The sequence below is a fragment of the Streptomyces sp. NPDC058619 genome (genome assembly GCF_042717785.1).
Classification (GTDB): Bacteria; Actinomycetota; Actinomycetes; order Streptomycetales; family Streptomycetaceae; genus Streptomyces.
The window spans coordinates 22,645-39,181 of the sequence record NZ_JBHXQN010000057.1 but is presented as its reverse complement, the minus strand read 5'-3'; the positions used below and the strand labels follow the sequence as shown (position 1 = coordinate 39,181).

The 16,537-nt window shown below is 72.1% G+C and carries 14 protein-coding genes and 1 riboswitch; of the genes, 8 read left to right on the top strand and 6 right to left on the bottom strand.

Going from position 1 to position 16,537, the window contains the following annotated elements:
- Nucleotides 1–162: 162 nt before the first annotated feature.
- Nucleotides 163–1,446 carry an extracellular solute-binding protein gene (locus ACFWTC_RS32645; RefSeq protein WP_383929222.1) on the bottom strand — a complete coding sequence of 428 codons (1,284 nt, stop codon included), beginning with the start codon at nucleotides 1,444–1,446 and terminating at the stop codon, nucleotides 163–165.
- 287 nt (nucleotides 1,447–1,733) lie between these two features.
- Between ACFWTC_RS32645 and ACFWTC_RS32640 the strand changes: the two genes are divergently transcribed.
- The 6 genes from ACFWTC_RS32640 (at nucleotide 1,734) to ACFWTC_RS32615 (ending at nucleotide 9,596) form a co-directional block, all read left to right on the top strand.
- A complete protein-coding gene (locus tag ACFWTC_RS32640) occupies nucleotides 1,734–2,498 on the top strand; it encodes a GntR family transcriptional regulator (RefSeq protein ID WP_351279285.1) in 765 nt (254 codons plus the stop codon).
- Between the two features lie 227 nt (nucleotides 2,499–2,725).
- Nucleotides 2,726–4,945, top strand: coding sequence for a carbon starvation CstA family protein (locus ACFWTC_RS32635; protein WP_384026894.1), 2,220 nt, complete (start codon nucleotides 2,726–2,728; stop codon nucleotides 4,943–4,945).
- Nucleotides 4,946–4,986: 41 nt separating this feature from the next.
- Complete coding sequence (locus tag ACFWTC_RS32630) at nucleotides 4,987–5,184, top strand: YbdD/YjiX family protein (protein ID WP_383929234.1); 198 nt, start codon at nucleotides 4,987–4,989, stop codon at nucleotides 5,182–5,184.
- A gap of 134 nt (nucleotides 5,185–5,318) precedes the next feature.
- Nucleotides 5,319–5,816, top strand: coding sequence for a GNAT family N-acetyltransferase (locus tag ACFWTC_RS32625; RefSeq protein WP_383929218.1), 498 nt, complete (start codon nucleotides 5,319–5,321; stop codon nucleotides 5,814–5,816).
- A 41-nt stretch (nucleotides 5,817–5,857) separates the two neighbouring features.
- Nucleotides 5,858–5,992: riboswitch (cobalamin riboswitch) on the top strand.
- Between the two features lie 164 nt (nucleotides 5,993–6,156).
- On the top strand, nucleotides 6,157–8,580 hold the full coding sequence (locus ACFWTC_RS32620) for a ribonucleoside-diphosphate reductase subunit alpha (RefSeq protein WP_383929215.1): 2,424 nt from the start codon (nucleotides 6,157–6,159) through the stop codon (nucleotides 8,578–8,580).
- Entirely contained in the window at nucleotides 8,580–9,596 is a 1,017-nt protein-coding gene (locus ACFWTC_RS32615; RefSeq protein WP_383929213.1) for a ribonucleotide-diphosphate reductase subunit beta, read from the top strand. The genes ACFWTC_RS32620 and ACFWTC_RS32615 overlap by 1 nt, the downstream gene beginning before the upstream one ends.
- Nucleotides 9,597–9,712: 116 nt before the next feature.
- On the opposite strand, the gene ACFWTC_RS32610 is transcribed toward ACFWTC_RS32615, so the two are convergent.
- A complete protein-coding gene (locus ACFWTC_RS32610; protein ID WP_383929210.1) occupies nucleotides 9,713–9,940 on the bottom strand; it encodes a hypothetical protein in 228 nt (75 codons plus the stop codon).
- 81 nt (nucleotides 9,941–10,021) lie between these two features.
- Between ACFWTC_RS32610 and ACFWTC_RS32605 the strand changes: the two genes are divergently transcribed.
- Nucleotides 10,022–10,990, top strand: coding sequence for a helix-turn-helix domain-containing protein (locus ACFWTC_RS32605; protein WP_384026897.1), 969 nt, complete (start codon nucleotides 10,022–10,024; stop codon nucleotides 10,988–10,990).
- Nucleotides 10,991–11,173: 183 nt separating this feature from the next.
- On the top strand, nucleotides 11,174–11,374 hold the full coding sequence (locus ACFWTC_RS32600; protein ID WP_383929205.1) for a hypothetical protein: 201 nt from the start codon (nucleotides 11,174–11,176) through the stop codon (nucleotides 11,372–11,374).
- A gap of 126 nt (nucleotides 11,375–11,500) precedes the next feature.
- Here the strand turns inward: ACFWTC_RS32600 and def are convergent, their stop codons facing one another.
- From def to ACFWTC_RS32580, 4 genes are all read right to left on the bottom strand, one after another.
- Nucleotides 11,501–12,136: a peptide deformylase gene (gene def, locus ACFWTC_RS32595; RefSeq protein ID WP_383929202.1), complete on the bottom strand. Its 636-nt coding sequence runs from the start codon at nucleotides 12,134–12,136 to the stop codon at nucleotides 11,501–11,503.
- Between the two features lie 82 nt (nucleotides 12,137–12,218).
- Entirely contained in the window at nucleotides 12,219–13,226 is a 1,008-nt protein-coding gene (locus ACFWTC_RS32590; RefSeq protein WP_383929199.1) for a tetratricopeptide repeat protein, read from the bottom strand.
- A gap of 105 nt (nucleotides 13,227–13,331) precedes the next feature.
- Nucleotides 13,332–14,582, bottom strand: coding sequence for an HD-GYP domain-containing protein (locus ACFWTC_RS32585; RefSeq protein ID WP_384026961.1), 1,251 nt, complete (start codon nucleotides 14,580–14,582; stop codon nucleotides 13,332–13,334).
- Nucleotides 14,583–14,728: 146 nt separating this feature from the next.
- On the bottom strand, nucleotides 14,729–16,339 hold the full coding sequence (locus tag ACFWTC_RS32580; protein WP_384026900.1) for an HD-GYP domain-containing protein: 1,611 nt from the start codon (nucleotides 16,337–16,339) through the stop codon (nucleotides 14,729–14,731).
- Nucleotides 16,340–16,537 lie beyond the last annotated feature (198 nt).

Genomic DNA, 16,537 nt, shown 5'->3' with positions numbered 1-16,537 from the left:
GCTGCGCGACGGCGCGGTGGTGTGCTGTGGTTTTTGGTGGTGCTCGCGCTGTTCTTAGTGGCTCCCCGGGGGGGGGGGGGGGGCGGCCCCGCCGCCCGCCCCCCCCCCCCCACCCCCCGGTGCGTTCACACTGCTGGGTCGTGCGGGTACTGCCGGGTGGGACTACTTGTTGATGCGGTTCGCGATTTCCTTGTCCGCGTCCGCGCCCGCCTTGGCGGCGTCCTCACCCTTCAGGACCTTGGTCATGAACTCCTTGATGGGGTTCGGCTCGGTCTCGACGTTCGCCCAGCCGGCCGAGACCGGGGTGATCTTGCCGTTGGTGCCGGCCTTGGCCATGGCCTCGGCGAAGGAGCCCGCCGGGGCGGCGAAGTTCGCGCCGGCCTGGTTCGGGAGCAGCGCGCCCTTGGTCTCGGCGGCGTACTTGGTCATCTGGTCCTTGCCTGCGGCGAGGGCCAGCCACTCCTTGGCGAGCTCCTTGTTCTTGGAGCGCTCTGCGACCGCGAGGTTCGAGCCGCCGAGGAAGACGGTGCCGGACTTGTCGGCGGTCTTGCCCGGGATCGGGAAGTAGCCGAAGTCGGCTTCCTTGCCCGCGTCCTTCAGCGCCTTCTCGGCACCGCCGGCCTCCCAGCCGAGGCCGATCCAGGAGGCGACGCCGCCCTTGGGGACGATGTCGGTGGACTGCTGCGGGCTGGCCTCGTCCTTGTCCTTGGGCGCGGTGGAGAACGCCTGGATCTTCTTGTAGAACTCGATCGCGGAGGCGGCCTGCGGGGTGCCCAGCTGACCCTTCCACTTGTCGCCGTCCTTGACGGCGAGGTCGCCGCCCTCGTCCCAGACGAAGCCCGCGAGGACGTACCAGCTCTGGCCGGGCAGGTAGATCGGCTGCGAGGCCGGGTCCGAGGCCTTCAGCTTCTCGAGACCGGCGACCCACTCGTCACGGGTGGTGGGCGGGGTGATGCCGGCCTTGGCGTAGGCCTTCTTGTCGTAGATGACGACGCGGTTGGCGGCGTACCACGGGGCGGAGTAGAGCTTGCCGTCGACCTCGGCCGAGGAGAGCATGCTCTTCTGCCAGGCGTCGGCACCGAGCTTGGCCTTGTCGCCGGACAGGTCGGCGAGTCCGCCGGTGACCGCGTAGCCGGCGGTCTGGGTGTTACCGAGCTCCAGGACGTCGGGCGGGCTGTTCTCGGAGAGAGCGGTGGTGATCTTCTCCTGGATGCCGGTCCACTTCTGCTCTTCGACCTTGACCGTGACACCGGGGTGCTTGGCCGAGAACTCCTTGTTGACCTCGTCGATCCAGGCCTTGGGCGCCGAGCCGTCCATCATCCAGACGGTGATCTCCTTGGGGCCGGCCGCGTCGGTCTTACCCTTGTCGTCGCCGCCGTTGCCGCACGCCGCGACTCCGACCATCATGCCCGCGACACTGACCGCCGCGATGAGCTTGCGCTTCACGCCACCCTCCTCAGGGATGCTGCCTGCAACTTCCCTCGCCCACCGCGGTGACGTACCAAGTACTCCCGTGGGGCCGGGATCTGATCCATATTGGTTTAGACCAGTAGCTGGAGCTTGGCCTAGACCTTTAGGGGTGTCAAGGGTCTAATGAGCGGGTGCCGGGTCCGTTATCGGACCGATACCTGGGCAGAGAGAAGGCCCGTCCCCCCACACGTGTCACGATGTGACCGCACATATCGGAGGAGCCGGTGACGGCAGCGAAACTGGAGTCGGGAAGGCGGGCGGCGATGGCCACCGAAGGGGCACTCACGGAGCCGGAGGGCGGGGCTGCGACCCGCACGGCACGTGTACCCAAGTACTACCGACTCAAGCGGCACTTGCTCGACATGACCGAGACCCTGCCGCCCGGCACACCGGTACCGCCGGAGCGCACGCTCGCGGCCGAATTCGACACCTCCCGGACGACCGTCCGGCAGGCGTTGCAGGAGCTCGTCGTGGAGGGCCGCCTGGAGCGCATCCAGGGCAAGGGCACCTTCGTCGCCAAGCCGAAGGTCTCCCAGCCGCTCCAACTCTCCTCGTACACCGAGGACATGCGGGCCCAGGGGCTGGAACCGACTTCACAGCTCCTCGACATCGGGTACGTGACGGCCGACGACACCCTCGCCGGACTCCTCAAGATCACCACCGGTGGACGGGTCCTGCGCATCGAGCGGCTGCGCCTGGCCAGCGGCGAGCCGATGGCCATCGAGACCACGCACCTCTCGGCCAAGCGCTTCCCCGCGCTGCGCCGTTCACTGGTCAAGTACACCTCCCTCTACACCGCGCTCGCGGAGGTGTACGACGTCCGGCTCGCCGAGGCGGAGGAGACCATCGAGACCTCGCTGGCCACCCCGCGCGAAGCCGGCCTGCTCGGCACCGACGTCGGGCTGCCGATGCTGATGCTGTCCCGGCACTCGCTGGACGCGGACGGCGAACCGGTGGAGTGGGTGCGCTCGGTCTACCGCGGCGACCGCTACAAGTTCGTGGCCCGCCTCCAGCGGCCGGCGCTCTGACGGCCGGGCGGCCCGCGCACCCGGCCGCCCGATCCCCCTCGATCGACCGCCTCAATCGACCGCATCGACCGGCCGACCGCCACTCCGGCCGGCCACCCCTCCGACGGTCCGACCGTCCGGCCACGCATCCGTACGTACCGATATACGGACGGGGTCTTACCTTCACCGGGCAATCCCCCGTAGATTCCCTGCCGCTTACGCAGATGATCGACGAGGGGACGAAGGCCATGCCCAAATCGGAATCAACGGGAACAGAACGGGACGCGGCGAGTCCGGGCACCACGCAGGGCTCGCCCTCTCCCAAGTCCATCGCGGTGTGGGTGCTCGTCGGACTCGTCGGTGCCCTCGGCTGGGGAGTGCTGGCCCTCTCCCGGGGCGAGGAGATCTCGGCCGCGTGGCTCCTCGCCGCCGCGCTGGGCTCGTACGCCATCGGATACCGCTTCTACGCGCGCTTCATCGCGCACCGCGTACTGAAGGTGGACAAGACCCGGGCCACCCCCGCCGAACGCCTTGACAACGGTGTCGACTTCCACCCGACCGACCGCCGCGTGCTCTTCGGCCACCACTTCGCCGCCGTGGCCGGCGCCGGCCCGCTCGTCGGACCCGTGCTCGCCGCCCAGATGGGCTATCTGCCCGGCACGATCTGGATCGTCGCGGGCGTCATCTTCGCGGGCGCCGTCCAGGACATGGTGACGCTCTTCTTCTCCACCCGCCGCGACGGGCGCTCGCTGGGCCAGATGGCCCGGGACGAGATCGGCCCCGTCGGCGGGGCCGCCGCGCTGGTCGCCGTGTTCGCCATCATGATCATCCTGCTGGCGGTGCTGGCGCTGGTCATCGTCAACGCCCTCGCCCACTCGCCGTGGGGCGTCTTCTCCATCGGCATGACCATCCCGATCGCCCTCTTCATGGGCTTCTACCTCCGCGTGCTGCGGCCCGGCCGGGTCACCGAGGTCTCCGTCATAGGGGTGGCGCTGCTGCTGCTCGCGATCGTCGCGGGCGGCTGGGTCGCCGAGTCCTCCCTCGCCGGGACCTTCACCCTGGAGAAGGAGACGCTCGTCGTCTGGATGGTCGCGTACGGCTTCGTCGCGTCGGTCCTGCCGGTGTGGATGCTGCTCGCGCCCCGCGACTACCTCTCCACCTTCATGAAGGTCGGCACGATCGCGCTGCTCGCGCTGGGCGTGGTCATCGCGATGCCCACCCTGAAGATGCCCGCGGTCACCGAGTTCGCCGCCCGCGGAGACGGCCCGGTCTTCGCCGGCTCGATGTTCCCGTTCGTCTTCATCACCATCGCGTGCGGGGCCCTGTCCGGTTTCCACTCGCTGGTCGCCTCGGGCACCACCCCGAAGATGATCCAGAAGGAGACCCAGGTCCGGGTCATCGGCTACGGCGCAATGCTGACCGAGTCCTTCGTCGCCATCATGGCGATGATCGCGGCCTGCATCATCGAGCCCGGCCTCTTCTTCGCCGTGAACTCGCCCCCCGGCGTCATCGGCACCACCGTGGAGACCGCCTCGCAGGCGGTGACGAACTTCGGCTTCGCCATCAGCCCGGAAGCCCTCGCGCAGGCCGCGAAGGACGTCGAGGAGACCAGCCTGCTCTCCCGTACCGGTGGAGCGCCGACCTTCGCACTCGGGATGTCGGAGATCTTCTCGGCCGTCATCGGCGGCGCCGGCATGAAGGCCTTCTGGTACCACTTCGCCATCATGTTCGAGGCCCTGTTCATCCTGACGACCGTCGACGCGGGCACCCGCGTCGGCCGGTTCATGCTCCAGGACACGCTCGGCAACGTGCACAAGTCCTTCAAGGACGTCAGCTGGAAGCCCGGCGTCTGGTTCGCGAGCGCCGTCGTCGTCGGCGGCTGGGGCTACTTCCTCTGGGTCGGCGTCAAGGACCCGCTGGGCGGCATCAACCAGCTCTTCCCGCTGTTCGGCATCGCGAACCAGCTGCTCGCGGCGGTCGCCCTGGCCGTCTGCACCACCCTCCTGGTCAAGTCCGGGCGGCTCAGGTGGGCCTGGGTGACGGGCGTGCCGCTGGTGTGGGACGTGGCCGTCACGCTCACCGCCAGCTATCAGAAGATCTTCTCGGAGGACGTGAAGGTCGGCTTCTTCGCCCAGCGCGACAAGTACCAGGCCGGCATCGACGCCGACAAGGTCCTGCCGCCCGCGAAGACCATGGGCGAGATGGAGACCGTGGTCACCAACGCCACGGTGGACGGCGTGCTGTGCGTGCTGTTCGCGCTCCTGATCGTCATCGTGCTGGTGGACGCGGCCCGGACCTGCTTCAAGGCGATCGCCGACCCGGCGTCCGTGAAGCTCTCCGAGGTCCCGTGGACCGAGTCGAAGATCGTCGCCCCGGCCGGGCTGATCCCGACCGCCGAGGAGCGCGCCGAGCTCGCGGCCGCGGGCCTGGACCCCAGCGGCGGCCGGGCGAAGGAGCCGGTCGCGTGAGCCCGGCGGCGCCCGGCCGCGACGGTACGGGCCTGAGCGGCGTGGAGCGGCTGCGCCGGGGGCTGGCCCGGGCCCGGTACTTCGTACGGGAGTTCTCCGGCGAGGCCGCGTACGACCGGTACGTCGCGCACGCCCGCTCCCACGACCCGGACGCCGCGGTCCCGACCCGCCGGGCCTTCGAACGGGCCCGCACCGACGCCCGGGAGGCGGACCCCCGCGACGGCTTCCGCTGCTGCTGACCCCGCCCGCCCCGAAGGCCCCGCCGCTCTCCGCGGCGGGGCCTTCGGCTTCCGGCGCCGCGACGGGGGCCGCCCTGCCCGCCCCGCCCGCCCGGTACCCCACCGCCCCGTACCCGTCCTGCACACTCGACCGCATGGACATGGTGATCAGGGCGGCGCTGCCCGCCGAATACGCGGAGCTGGGCGAGATCACGGCGCAGGCCTACCTAGCCGACGGGCATCTGGACGAGAACGAGAACGACGACTACCTGAGCGTCCTGCGCGACGTGGCCGGCCGGGCCGCCCTGGCCGAGGTGCTCGTCGCCGAGCGCGACGGGCGGATCCTCGGCGGAGTGACCTTCGCCGAGCCCGGGAGCACGCTCGCCGACATCGCCGCCCCGGACGAGGCCGAGTTCCGGATGCTCGCCGTGGCCCGGGAGGGCCGCGGGCAGGGCGCCGGCGAGGCGCTGGTGCGGGCCTGCCTGGACCGGGCGCGGGCGATCGAGGGGGTTTCCGCGATGGTCCTCTCCACCCAGCGGAGCATGGCCGGGGCCCACCGGATCTACTCCCGGCTCGGTTTCGAACGCACTCCGGAGCGGGACTGGGCGCCGGTCGAGGGCCTCACCCTGCTGACGTACCGGCTGAAGCTGTAGCCACGCCGACACAACATGTGGGGCCTTCCGCAGAGGGGCGCCCCCACATGTATGCTCAGGGCTGCTGTCGCCGCAGGGGAATCCGGTGTGAATCCGGAACTGTCCCGCAACGGTATGAAGTGCACCGATTGGTGTACCTGCAAGTCCGAGGACCTGCCGACAGCGCGCCCGGCTCGACCGAACCGGGCGCCGACACGTCCGGGCCTCGCGGTTGGGCCGGTGGACGCCATGCGGTGCACGAGCTGCCTGCCCTGCCCGGGCCGGCCCGTGCGCTGTCCCGCATGCGCCCCTCGCACCCCGCCCCGCCGATGACCGGGCCGAGCGAGGGAGAGCAACCCCCGTGACCATCGCGCCTTCCGCACCGCGCGCCGAGTCCGTTCCGTCCACGGCTCTTCATGGATCTGGCGAAGGTCCCGGGGCCGCACTCCTGCGTACCCTCACCGAACTGACGGCCGACCTGCCCGACACCGACCCCGGCCGGGTTGCCGCCGCCGCGCTGCGCGGCCGCAGCTCCCTCGCCGACGAGGCCGAGCTGCGCGGGCTGGCCACCGAGGCCGCCGCGGGGCTCATCTCCGAGGACCCGGCGTACTCCCGCCTCGCCGCCCGGCTGCTGACGCTGGCCGTGGCCGGGGAGGCCGCCGGCCAGGGTGCCACCTCGTTCTCCGCCTCCGTCGCCGTGGGCCACCGCGAGGGCCTGATCGCCGACCGCACCGCCGCGTTCGTCGCGGCCCACGCGGCCCGCCTGGACGCGCTGGTGGAGCACGCGCTCGCCGAGGGCGCCGACGACCGCTTCGGCTTCTTCGGCCTGCGCACGCTGCACAGCCGCTACCTGCTGCGCCACCCGATCACCCGCCAGGTCGTGGAGACCCCGCAGTTCTTCATGCTGCGCGTGGCCTGCGGTCTGGCCGAGACCGGACCTGACGGTGAGACCGGCGGCGTCCAGGCCGTCGAGGAAGTGGCCTCGCTGTACCGGCTGATGAGCCGCCTCGACTACCTGCCGTCCTCCCCCACGCTCTTCAACTCCGGCACCCGGCACCCGCAGATGTCCTCCTGCTACCTGCTGGACTCCCCGCTGGACGAGCTCGACTCGATCTACGACCGCTACCACCAGGTCGCGCGCCTCTCCAAGCACGCCGGCGGCATCGGCCTGTCGTACTCCCGCATCCGCGCCCGCGGTTCGCTGATCCGCGGCACCAACGGCCATTCCAACGGCATCGTCCCGTTCCTGAAGACCCTCGACGCCTCCGTCGCCGCGGTGAACCAGGGCGGCCGCCGCAAGGGCGCCGCCGCCGTCTACCTGGAGACCTGGCACGCGGACATCGAGGAGTTCCTGGAGCTCCGCGACAACACCGGCGAGGACCAGCGCCGTACGCACAACCTGAACCTCGCCCACTGGGTGCCGGACGAGTTCATGCGCCGCGTGAACGCCGACGCCGACTGGTCGCTGTTCTCCCCGGCCGAGGTCCCCGAGCTGGTGGACCTGTGGGGCGACGACTTCGACGCCGCGTACCACAAGGCCGAGGCGGCGGGCCTGGCCCGCAAGACCATGCCCGCCCGCGAGCTGTACGGCCGGATGATGCGCACCCTCGCGCAGACCGGCCAGGGCTGGATGACCTTCAAGGACGCCTCCAACCGCACGGCGAACCAGACCGCCGAGCCGGGCACGGTCGTCCACTCCTCCAACCTCTGCACCGAGATCATCGAGGTCACCAACGACGGCGAGACGGCCGTTTGCAACCTCGGTTCGGTCAACCTGGGCGCCTTCGTCCTGGCGGAGACCGGCGAGATCGACTGGGAGCGCCTGGACGAGACCGTCCGTACCGCGGTGACCTTCCTGGACCGCGTGGTGGACATCAACTTCTACCCGACCGAGCAGGCGGGCCGCTCCAACGCCCGCTGGCGGCCGGTGGGTCTGGGCGCCATGGGTCTCCAGGACGTCTTCTTCCGGCTGAAGCTGCCCTTCGACTCCCCCGAGGCGCAGGCACTGTCCACGAAGCTGTCCGAGCGGATCATGCTCGCCGCGTACGAGGCCTCCTGCGACCTCGCCGAGAAGAACGGCCCGCTCCCCGCCTGGGAGCAGACCCGCACCGCGCGCGGCGTGCTGCACCCCGACCACTACGAGGTCGAGCAGAACTGGCCGGAGCGCTGGAACGCGCTGCGCGCCCGGATCGCGAAGACCGGGATGCGCAACTCGCTGCTCCTGGCGATCGCACCGACGGCGACGATCGCCTCCATCGCGGGCGTGTACGAGTGCATCGAGCCGCAGGTCTCCAACCTGTTCAAGCGCGAGACGCTGAGCGGTGAGTTCCTCCAGGTCAACGCGTACCTGGTGGCCGAGCTGAAGCGGCTCGGCGTGTGGGACGCCCAGACCCGCGAGGCGCTGCGCGAGGCCAGCGGCTCGGTTCAGGGCTTCGGCTGGATCCCGGCCGAGGTGCGCGCGCTGTACCGCACGGCGTGGGAGATCCCGCAGCGCGGCCTGATCGACATGGCGGCGGCCCGGACCCCGTTCCTCGACCAGTCGCAGTCGCTGAACCTGTTCCTGGAGACGCCCACCATCGGCAAGCTCAGCTCGATGTACGCGTACGCCTGGAAGCAGGGCCTGAAGACGACGTACTACCTGCGCTCGCGCCCGGCGACGAAGATCGCCCGCGCGGCGTCCGGTTCCGCCGTCCCGGCATCCGCCGCTCCGCTTCCGCAGGCCGTCGACGCCGACGCGCTGGCCTGCTCCCTTGAGAACCCCGAGTCCTGCGAGGCCTGCCAGTGATGAGCTCCGAGAACACCAAAAACCTGCTGGACCCGGGCTTCGAGCTGACGCTCCGCCCGATGCGCTACCCCGACTTCTACGAGCGCTACCGCGACGCGATCAAGAACACGTGGACGGTGGAGGAGGTCGACCTCCACTCGGACGTCGCCGACCTGGCGAAGCTGACGCCCTCCGAGCAGCACATGATCGGCCGGCTGGTCGCGTTCTTCGCGACGGGCGACTCGATCGTGTCGAACAACCTCGTGCTGACGCTGTACAAGCACATCAACTCCCCGGAGGCGCGCCTTTACCTGTCGCGCCAGCTGTTCGAGGAGGCCGTGCACGTCCAGTTCTACCTGACGCTGCTCGACACCTACCTGCCCAACCCGGACGACCGGGCGGCCGCGTTCGACGCGGTCGAGGAGATCCCCTCGATCCGCGAGAAGGCGCAGTTCTGCTTCAAGTGGATGGACTCGGTCGAGAAGATCGACCGGCTGGAGACGGCCGCCGACCGGCGCCGCTTCCTGCTGAACCTGATCTGCTTCGCCGCGTGCATCGAGGGCCTGTTCTTCTACGGCGCCTTCGCGTACGTGTACTGGTTCCGCTCGCGCGGCCTGCTGCACGGCCTGGCCACCGGCACGAACTGGGTTTTCCGCGACGAGACCATGCACATGAACTTCGCCTTCGAGGTCGTGGACACGGTCCGCAAGGAGGAGCCGGAGCTCTTCGACGACGCTCTTCAGCAGCAGGTCACCGACATGCTGCGGGAAGCCGTCGAGGCGGAGCTCCAGTTCGGCCGCGACCTGTGCGGCGACGGCCTGCCGGGCATGAACACCGAGTCGATGCGCGAGTACCTGGAGTGCGTCGCGGACCAGCGCCTGGTCCGTCTCGGCTTCCCGCCGGTGTACGGCTCGCAGAACCCGTTCTCCTTCATGGAGCTCCAGGGCGTGCAGGAGCTGACGAACTTCTTCGAGCGCCGCCCGTCGGCCTACCAGGTCGCGGTCGAGGGCACGGTCGACCTGGACGAGGACTTCTAGTCCGCGTCGCCGGCCCGGCCGGCACGAGTGCGTCCCCGCTCCCGGGAAGTCCGGGGGCGGGGACGCACTGCCGTGGTGGGGGGACGCACTGCCGCGGGCACGGCGCCGGGTGCGGTTCAGCGGCCCGGGGCGTGCCGTACGGCCAGGCGCACCGCCGCCGGACGGGGCTCCGTGCGCGTACGCCCGAGCCCGGCCCGGATGGTCCGCGGACGCTGCCGGCGCTGCCCGGCGGCGGTGCGCAGCTGCCGGTCGGTGCGGTGGTCGCCGAGGGCTCCGTAGAGGGCCGGGGCGACGAGGAGCGCCGCGACGGCGAGGACGGTGAGGTAGTCCAGGAACGTGTTCATGACCCCACTCTCGCGAGTGCGGCGCACATCGGACAGTGGCAGGACTGTCATGGAAGTGCGAATTACTGCCACACTGGAGTCATGCTGAACAACGTGGCCGTGGCCGTGGTCAACGGGGTCGCCCCCTTCGAAATGGGCATCTTCTGCGAGGTCTTCGGGATCGACCGCAGTGCGATGGGCCTGCCGACGTACGATTTCGCAGTCTGCGCGATGGAGGACAACCCCCTCTCCGTCGGCGACGGCCACTACAGCCTCACCCTCCCCCACGGGCCCGACCGGCTGGAGGAGGCGGACCTGATCTGCCTGCCCGCGGACCGGGAGGCACCCACCCGCGACTACCCCCGCCCACTGCTGGAGGCCCTGCACCGGGCCGTGGACCGCGGCGCGCGCGTGCTGAGCGTGTGCAGCGGCGCCTTCACGCTCGGCGCGGCCGGCCTGCTCGACGACCGGCGCTGCACCACGCACTGGCTGCACGCCCCGGCCCTGGCCCGGCGCTTCCCGCGGGCGCGGGTCGACCCCGACGTGCTGTACGTGGACGAGGGCCCGGTGATCACCTCGGCGGGCACCGCCTCCGGGATCGACGCGTGCCTGCACGTCGTACGGCAGGAGCAGGGCGCCGAGGTGGCCAACACCATCGCGCGCCGGATGGTCGTCCCCCCGCACCGGGACGGCGGCCAGGCCCAGTACATCCAGCGGCCGCTCCCCCGCACCTCCTGCGACACGGTCGGCGAGGTGATCGCGTGGATGGCGCGCCACCTGGCGGACGAGATCACCGTCGAGCAGCTCGCGGAGCGCGCCCACCTGTCGCCGCGCACCTTCGCCCGCCGCTTCCTGCAGGAGACCGGCAGCACTCCGTACCAGTGGGTGCTGCGCCAGCGGGTGCTGCTCGCGCAGGAGCTGCTGGAGTCCACCGACGAGACGGTCGACGCGATCGCCGGGCGCTGCGGCTTCGGCAACGCGGCCTCGCTGCGCCACCACTTCCTGCGTGCCCTGGGCACGACCCCGAACTCCTTCCGCCGGACCTTCCGGGGGCCCCGGGCGGTGGCCTGACCGGGCGCGCGCACCCCCGGGACCCGGTCGCGTGACCGATATGCGACTGGCCGAAACCGTGGGCACACTTGACCCGAACCGGCCCCATGCGTAGCCGTTCGATGACGTACGGTGAGCATGCCCGGCCCGACCGCCCGCACAGCGCCCGGGCCCCGCACCTCTCACCAAGCCCAGGGGGCCTGCATGTCCCGTACGTCCCGTACCGCTCGCATTCTCACCGCCGCCGCGTTCGCCGCGCTGCTCCTCGGTGGTGCGGCCGCCACCGCGTCCGCGGACAGCGGCTGGGGCGCCGCGCCCGCCGACAGCGGCTGGGGGTCGAAGCCCGCGGACAGCGGCTGGGGTTCGGCTCCCGCCGACAGCGGCTGGGGCTCGGCACGGAAGTAACCCGCCTCCCCGGCCGTCTCGTCGGCGCACACGCCGCACGCGCCGCACACGCCGCACACGACAGGGCCCCGCTCCTCTTCCGGAGCGGGGCCCTGTCGACGTGCGCGGTGGCCGGCGCCGTCCCGGCTACGCGTTCGGGACGGTCTCGTAGCGCGGGGTGCCCTCTTCCATCTGCCGCAGGGCGTCCTTGCGGTCGCGCTTGGAGAGCCGGTCGATGTACAGGTAGCCGTACAGGTGGTCGGTCTCGTGCTGCAGGCAGCGCGCGAAGTAGCCGGTGCCGCGCACCTTGATCGGGTTGCCCTCGGCGTCCTGGCCGGTGACCTCGGCGTAGTCCGGGCGGGCCAGCGAGGCGTACGCCGTCGGGACCGACAGGCAGCCCTCGTTGGAGTCGTCCAGCACGCGCGCACCCGCCGGCAGCTCGACGAGCTTGGGGTTGACCACGACACCGGTGTGCCGGTTGCCGTCGTCGTCCGGGCAGTCGTAGACGAAGACCTTCGCGTCCACGCCGATCTGGTTCGCGGCCAGGCCCACGCCCTCGGCGGCCTTCTGGCTGGCGAACATGTCGTCGATCAGCTGCGCCAGCTCGTCGCCGAACTCGGTGACGTCCTTGCACTCCCGGTGCAGGACCGGGTTGCCGACCACCGTGATCGGACGGGCGGTGCCACGCTCGCGGTGGGCGAGCTCGCGCTCCGCACAGCCCTCGGTGTCCACGACGTACCCGTCGTTCAGGTTCTCGACGACCTCGTTCTCCTGCTGCGCCATGTCCGCCGTACGCCTTCCGTAAGTCCTGGCACCGGTGGTCGCCAATGGCCACCGATGTGCCCGTACAGCCTACGGCCCCGGCTCAGCAGACTTCTTCGAGATCCCGCCACTCGCGGCTGTCCGGACTGTCGGCGACCCAGCCGTCGAGCAGCCCGCGCACCAGCCCGGCCGGCGCCGCGATCCCGCACTCCCGCTCCGGCACCCACAGCGAACCGGAACCGGCCGTACGGTGCCCCAGCGGCCCGGGGTGCCCCGGCTCGCTGTGGTCGTGCGGGTCCAGGTGCTCCCCGTCGCCCTCGTCGCTCGGCATCTCGCTCTCCGAGCAGGTGCGGCACAGCAGCCGCACCGACGAGGACCAGTCCTCGGCGGCGAAGCCCGCGTCCGAGGCCAGCTGCTCCAGCGCGTCGCGGTCGGACTCGGTCGCCGCCTCCAGCAACACCACCCAGGTCGGCACCGGCGACGGCGCCCACAGCTCGATCTCGTCGAAGACCGGGTACGAGGGACCGGCCGCGGTCACCCGCTCCCCGTGCGGCACCCCGTCGTGGAGCACGACCTCGCCCCAGCGCCGCCCGGACGACGGCAGCGGGATCGACAGGACCTCCAGCCGGGCCGGGTCCAGCCGGCGGCCCCAGACCACCTCGGCCTCGCCCTCGGGCGACAGCCGCACGGCGGCGCTGCCCAGCTCCATGCCGACCGGCTCGCCCCCGGACTTCCCGCCCGCTCCCGAGCCGTGGGAGTCGCCGGGCACCTTCAGCCCGTACGCCTGCCAGGCCCTGCGGGCCAGCGGCCAGTCCTGCAGCGCGGTGGCCGCGATCCCGACGTTCCACCAGTCCGGGGCGCCGGCCTCCCGGTCCAGCAGGGCCACGGCGCGCAGCCCTGCGGCCCGCGCCTGCTCCCAGTCGTGGCGGAACTTGTGCAGCAGGGCCAGATTGAACCAGGACTCGGACAGCCACGGTTCCAGGTCCGCCGCTCTGGTCAGCAGCGCTCCCGCGTCCTCGTACCGACCGTCTCCGATCAGCGTGAACGCGCGGTCGGTGGCCTGCCGCCACGAGGCGGAGGGCCGATGCCGTACCTTCCCGAAGATCCTCACGATTCCCGCCTGCCGGTCCAACGGTGCAGCCTTGCGGACACTGTCACGGTCACTCTTACTGGCATCCAACCATGCCCGCTCGGACGGCCGCTCATTACCCATGGGTTACCCAGGCGGGACGGGAACAACTCTGTCACGCCCCTCCCTGGCCAGAACCCTCGCCAGGGACTCCACGACCTCCGGCGCGTAGTCCCGCCCGGTGCCCAGCCGCAGCTGCTCCAGGGCGGCCAGTGAGCCGCCCGGGTGACGACTGCCCGCGACCAGGTCGTCGTACGCGTTCACCGCGCGCACGATCCGGGCGGCCACGGGCTGCTCCCGGTACGGGTCGGCCTGCAGCTCCACGACCACCGCGACCTCGGCCGGCACCCCGGTCTGGCGGGCCACCTCCCCGCCCAGCCCGGCGATACGGCGGGCCTCGGCGGGGGGCAGCTCGGCGGTCGCCCCCTCCGGGACCGGGTCGACCAGGGACAGCTGGCCGATGTCGTGCATCAGCGCGGCGTACTCCAGCACCGTGAGCTCCCGCTCCGACAGGCCGAGCTCCCGGCCCACGGCGCAGCTCAGGGCGGCGACCCGGCGGGAGTGGCCCGGCCGGGTGTATCCGGCGATCTCGGTGGCCCGGGCCAGGGAGGTGATGGTCTGCCGGTAGGTGGTGCGGATGGCGGCGATCCGGTGGAAGGACATCTGGGTCAGCAGCAGGGGCACGCTGAAGACGGGCAGGGCCCACAGCCCGGCGACGGCCACGCCCAGGGCCATCACGACCCCGGTGGCGCAGATCGCCGAGCCGATGCCCAGCTGGGCGCGCAGCTCGTCGCGCAGCAGCGGCCCGTACGGCCATCCGGTCCGGGCCCCGGCCAGGGCCGCGGCGAGCACGGCGTCGCACAGGGCGGTGAGGAAGAGCAGGAAGAGGAGGAAGAGGACCAGGTACGGACTCTGCCCGAGCCACTGCTCCAGCCGGCCGGAGTTGTAGAGCGGCTGGAAACAGGCGGCGGCGAACGCGACGGTCAGCACTCGCCGGGCGACGTGGTCGAGAGCGGGGCCGCTGCCCCGGGCGATGTGCGGAACCACTCCGACGAGGGCGGCGGCGACCACGACCGCGACGGTCTGGAGGACCCCGTGGTGGGAGGGCTGCCCGGCGTTCTGGCCGAGCAGGGCGTACGCGAGGGCCCCGGCGGAGCCGAGCGGCGCGGGCCGGCGGTCCTCGGCCGCGGCGGACCCGGTCCACTCGGGGCGGCCGTCGGTGCGGCGGTCGCGGCGGGCGAGCTCGCCGACCGCGACCAGGGTGCCGAAGGCCAGGGCCGCGCCCGGCTCCAGGACCCCGGTCCACAGGGTGTGGCCGAGGGCCGCGACGGTGACCAGCGCGGCGGCCCCGCGGACGCTCCACGCGGCAGCCCCGCGCAGGCACGACGCGGCGCCGTCCCGGACGCGCGACGCACCGCCGGTCCGGACCCGCCGCGCGCCACCCCGCCCGGAACCCCGTCCGGCGCTCCGGGCGGCGGTCCCCTTCACGCTCCCGCTCCCGGACCGCGCCGCTCGTCGGGCGGCCGGAAGGTTCCTGCTCCGGAGCCGCCGTGCGGCGCCGCAGGGCCCGCGGCCGGCCGGCCCGCGCCCTGGAACGCGGCCCGCCCCCCGTCGCCCGGCCGGCCCGGAGCGGCGTCCCGGCCCTGCGCCGGGAGCCCCGAGAGCCCCGGCCCGGCGGCGGCGGGGACTCCGCCCGGAGCGCCGCTGCCCGGCCCCGGGGCGGCGGCGATCACCTGGAGGTCCTCGTCGGAGGTGACCACGGGATGCCAGCCGTGCCGTCCGATGGCCCCGGCCAGGGCCAGCACCATGACCGGGTCGAACTGCGCCCCCGCGCAACGCTCCAGTTCGGTCAGGGCGGCCGGTACCGGGCGGGCCCGGCTGTAGGAACGGCTGGAGGTCATCGCGTCGAAGGCGTCGGCCACCGCCACGACCCGGGCCAGTACCGGGATCTGGTCACCGGTCAGCCCGTACGGGTAGCCGGAGCCGTCGATCCGCTCGTGGTGGTGCAGGATCGCGGACCGCGCCTCGCCCAGGAAGCCGATGCCGCGCACCATCTCGTGCCCGTACTCGGGGTGCAGTTCGATGATCCGGCGCTCCTCGGGGGTGAGCGGCCCGTCCTTGCGCAGCAGCCGGGTGGGGACGCCGAGCTTGCCGACGTCGTGCAGGATCCCGGCGATGCGGACGACTTCGAGGCGGTCCTCGGCCATCCCCAGCTCGCGCGCGATCATCGCGGAGGCCTGGCCGACCCGCTCGCTGTGGCCGCGCGTGTAGCGGTCCTTGATGTCGACGGCCTGGACGAGGGCGCGGATGGTGGCCCGGTGGGCGGCGTGCTCGCGGTGGTACTGGGCGAAGACCCAGCAGGAGATGTACATCGGCAGCAGGACCAGGAGCGCGGCCGTCAGCCCGTAGGGGCTGCGCCACAGGACGGCCATCATCAGCCCGGCCAGGCCGTGCACGCAGTGCGGGGGGAGGGACCGGGTCAGCGGCCCGCGCCAGACCGTGGCGGCGGGCCGGCGCTCGGCGGTGACCAGGACGCCGCCGTCGAGGACGGTGAGCACGAGGCAGAAGACGACGGCGGCGGCCGCCGCGGGGACCAGGACGTACGGGAAGTCCGCGAGCCACACGCCCGCTCCGGAAGCCCCGGAGGAGACGGCGGACCCAAAGGACACGGCGGACCCCGCCGGCCCGCCCCGCGAGCCGAGCGCGGCCGGGCCGCCCAGCAGCCCGAACGCCTGCCCGGCGGCCCAGGCCGCCATCGCCTGCTGCGCGCAGTGCCAGACCCGGCGCACCCGGACGGGCGGCTCGGCCACGGTCCCGGCGAGCCCGCCGGGCAGGGCGACGAGCGCGGCGGCCGCGGGCGGCAGCAGGAAAACGGCGGCGAGCAGGACGGGGAAGAAGGAGCCGATGCCCTCGGGGACCCGGGCGCCCAGCAGCGGGCAGAACTTGACGAGTTCGCAGCCGAGGTAGAGCACCGACAGCAGGACCACCGCCGCCCACGGGGTACCGGCACCGGTGAATGCGGGGGTGACGCAGGCGAGCGCCGCGAGGACGCCGCAGAGGATGTATCCGCGCGCCGCCGGCGGAAGTGCCCGCATGGCGCTCTCCTCCCGTGTGGCGTCCGAGCCGGGTACCGAATCAAACCAGTACCGAAGGGGGAGAATAAGTGGGGCCCCGATGCCGGTGGGTCTCATTTCCGCATTGCGCCAAGCGGACGCCCCCGGATTAGCACCTTCGGGTGAACGAAGTTCCCTTCCGGGGGCGGTGGTTGAAACGGGGCCGAGCGCCCGGGACCG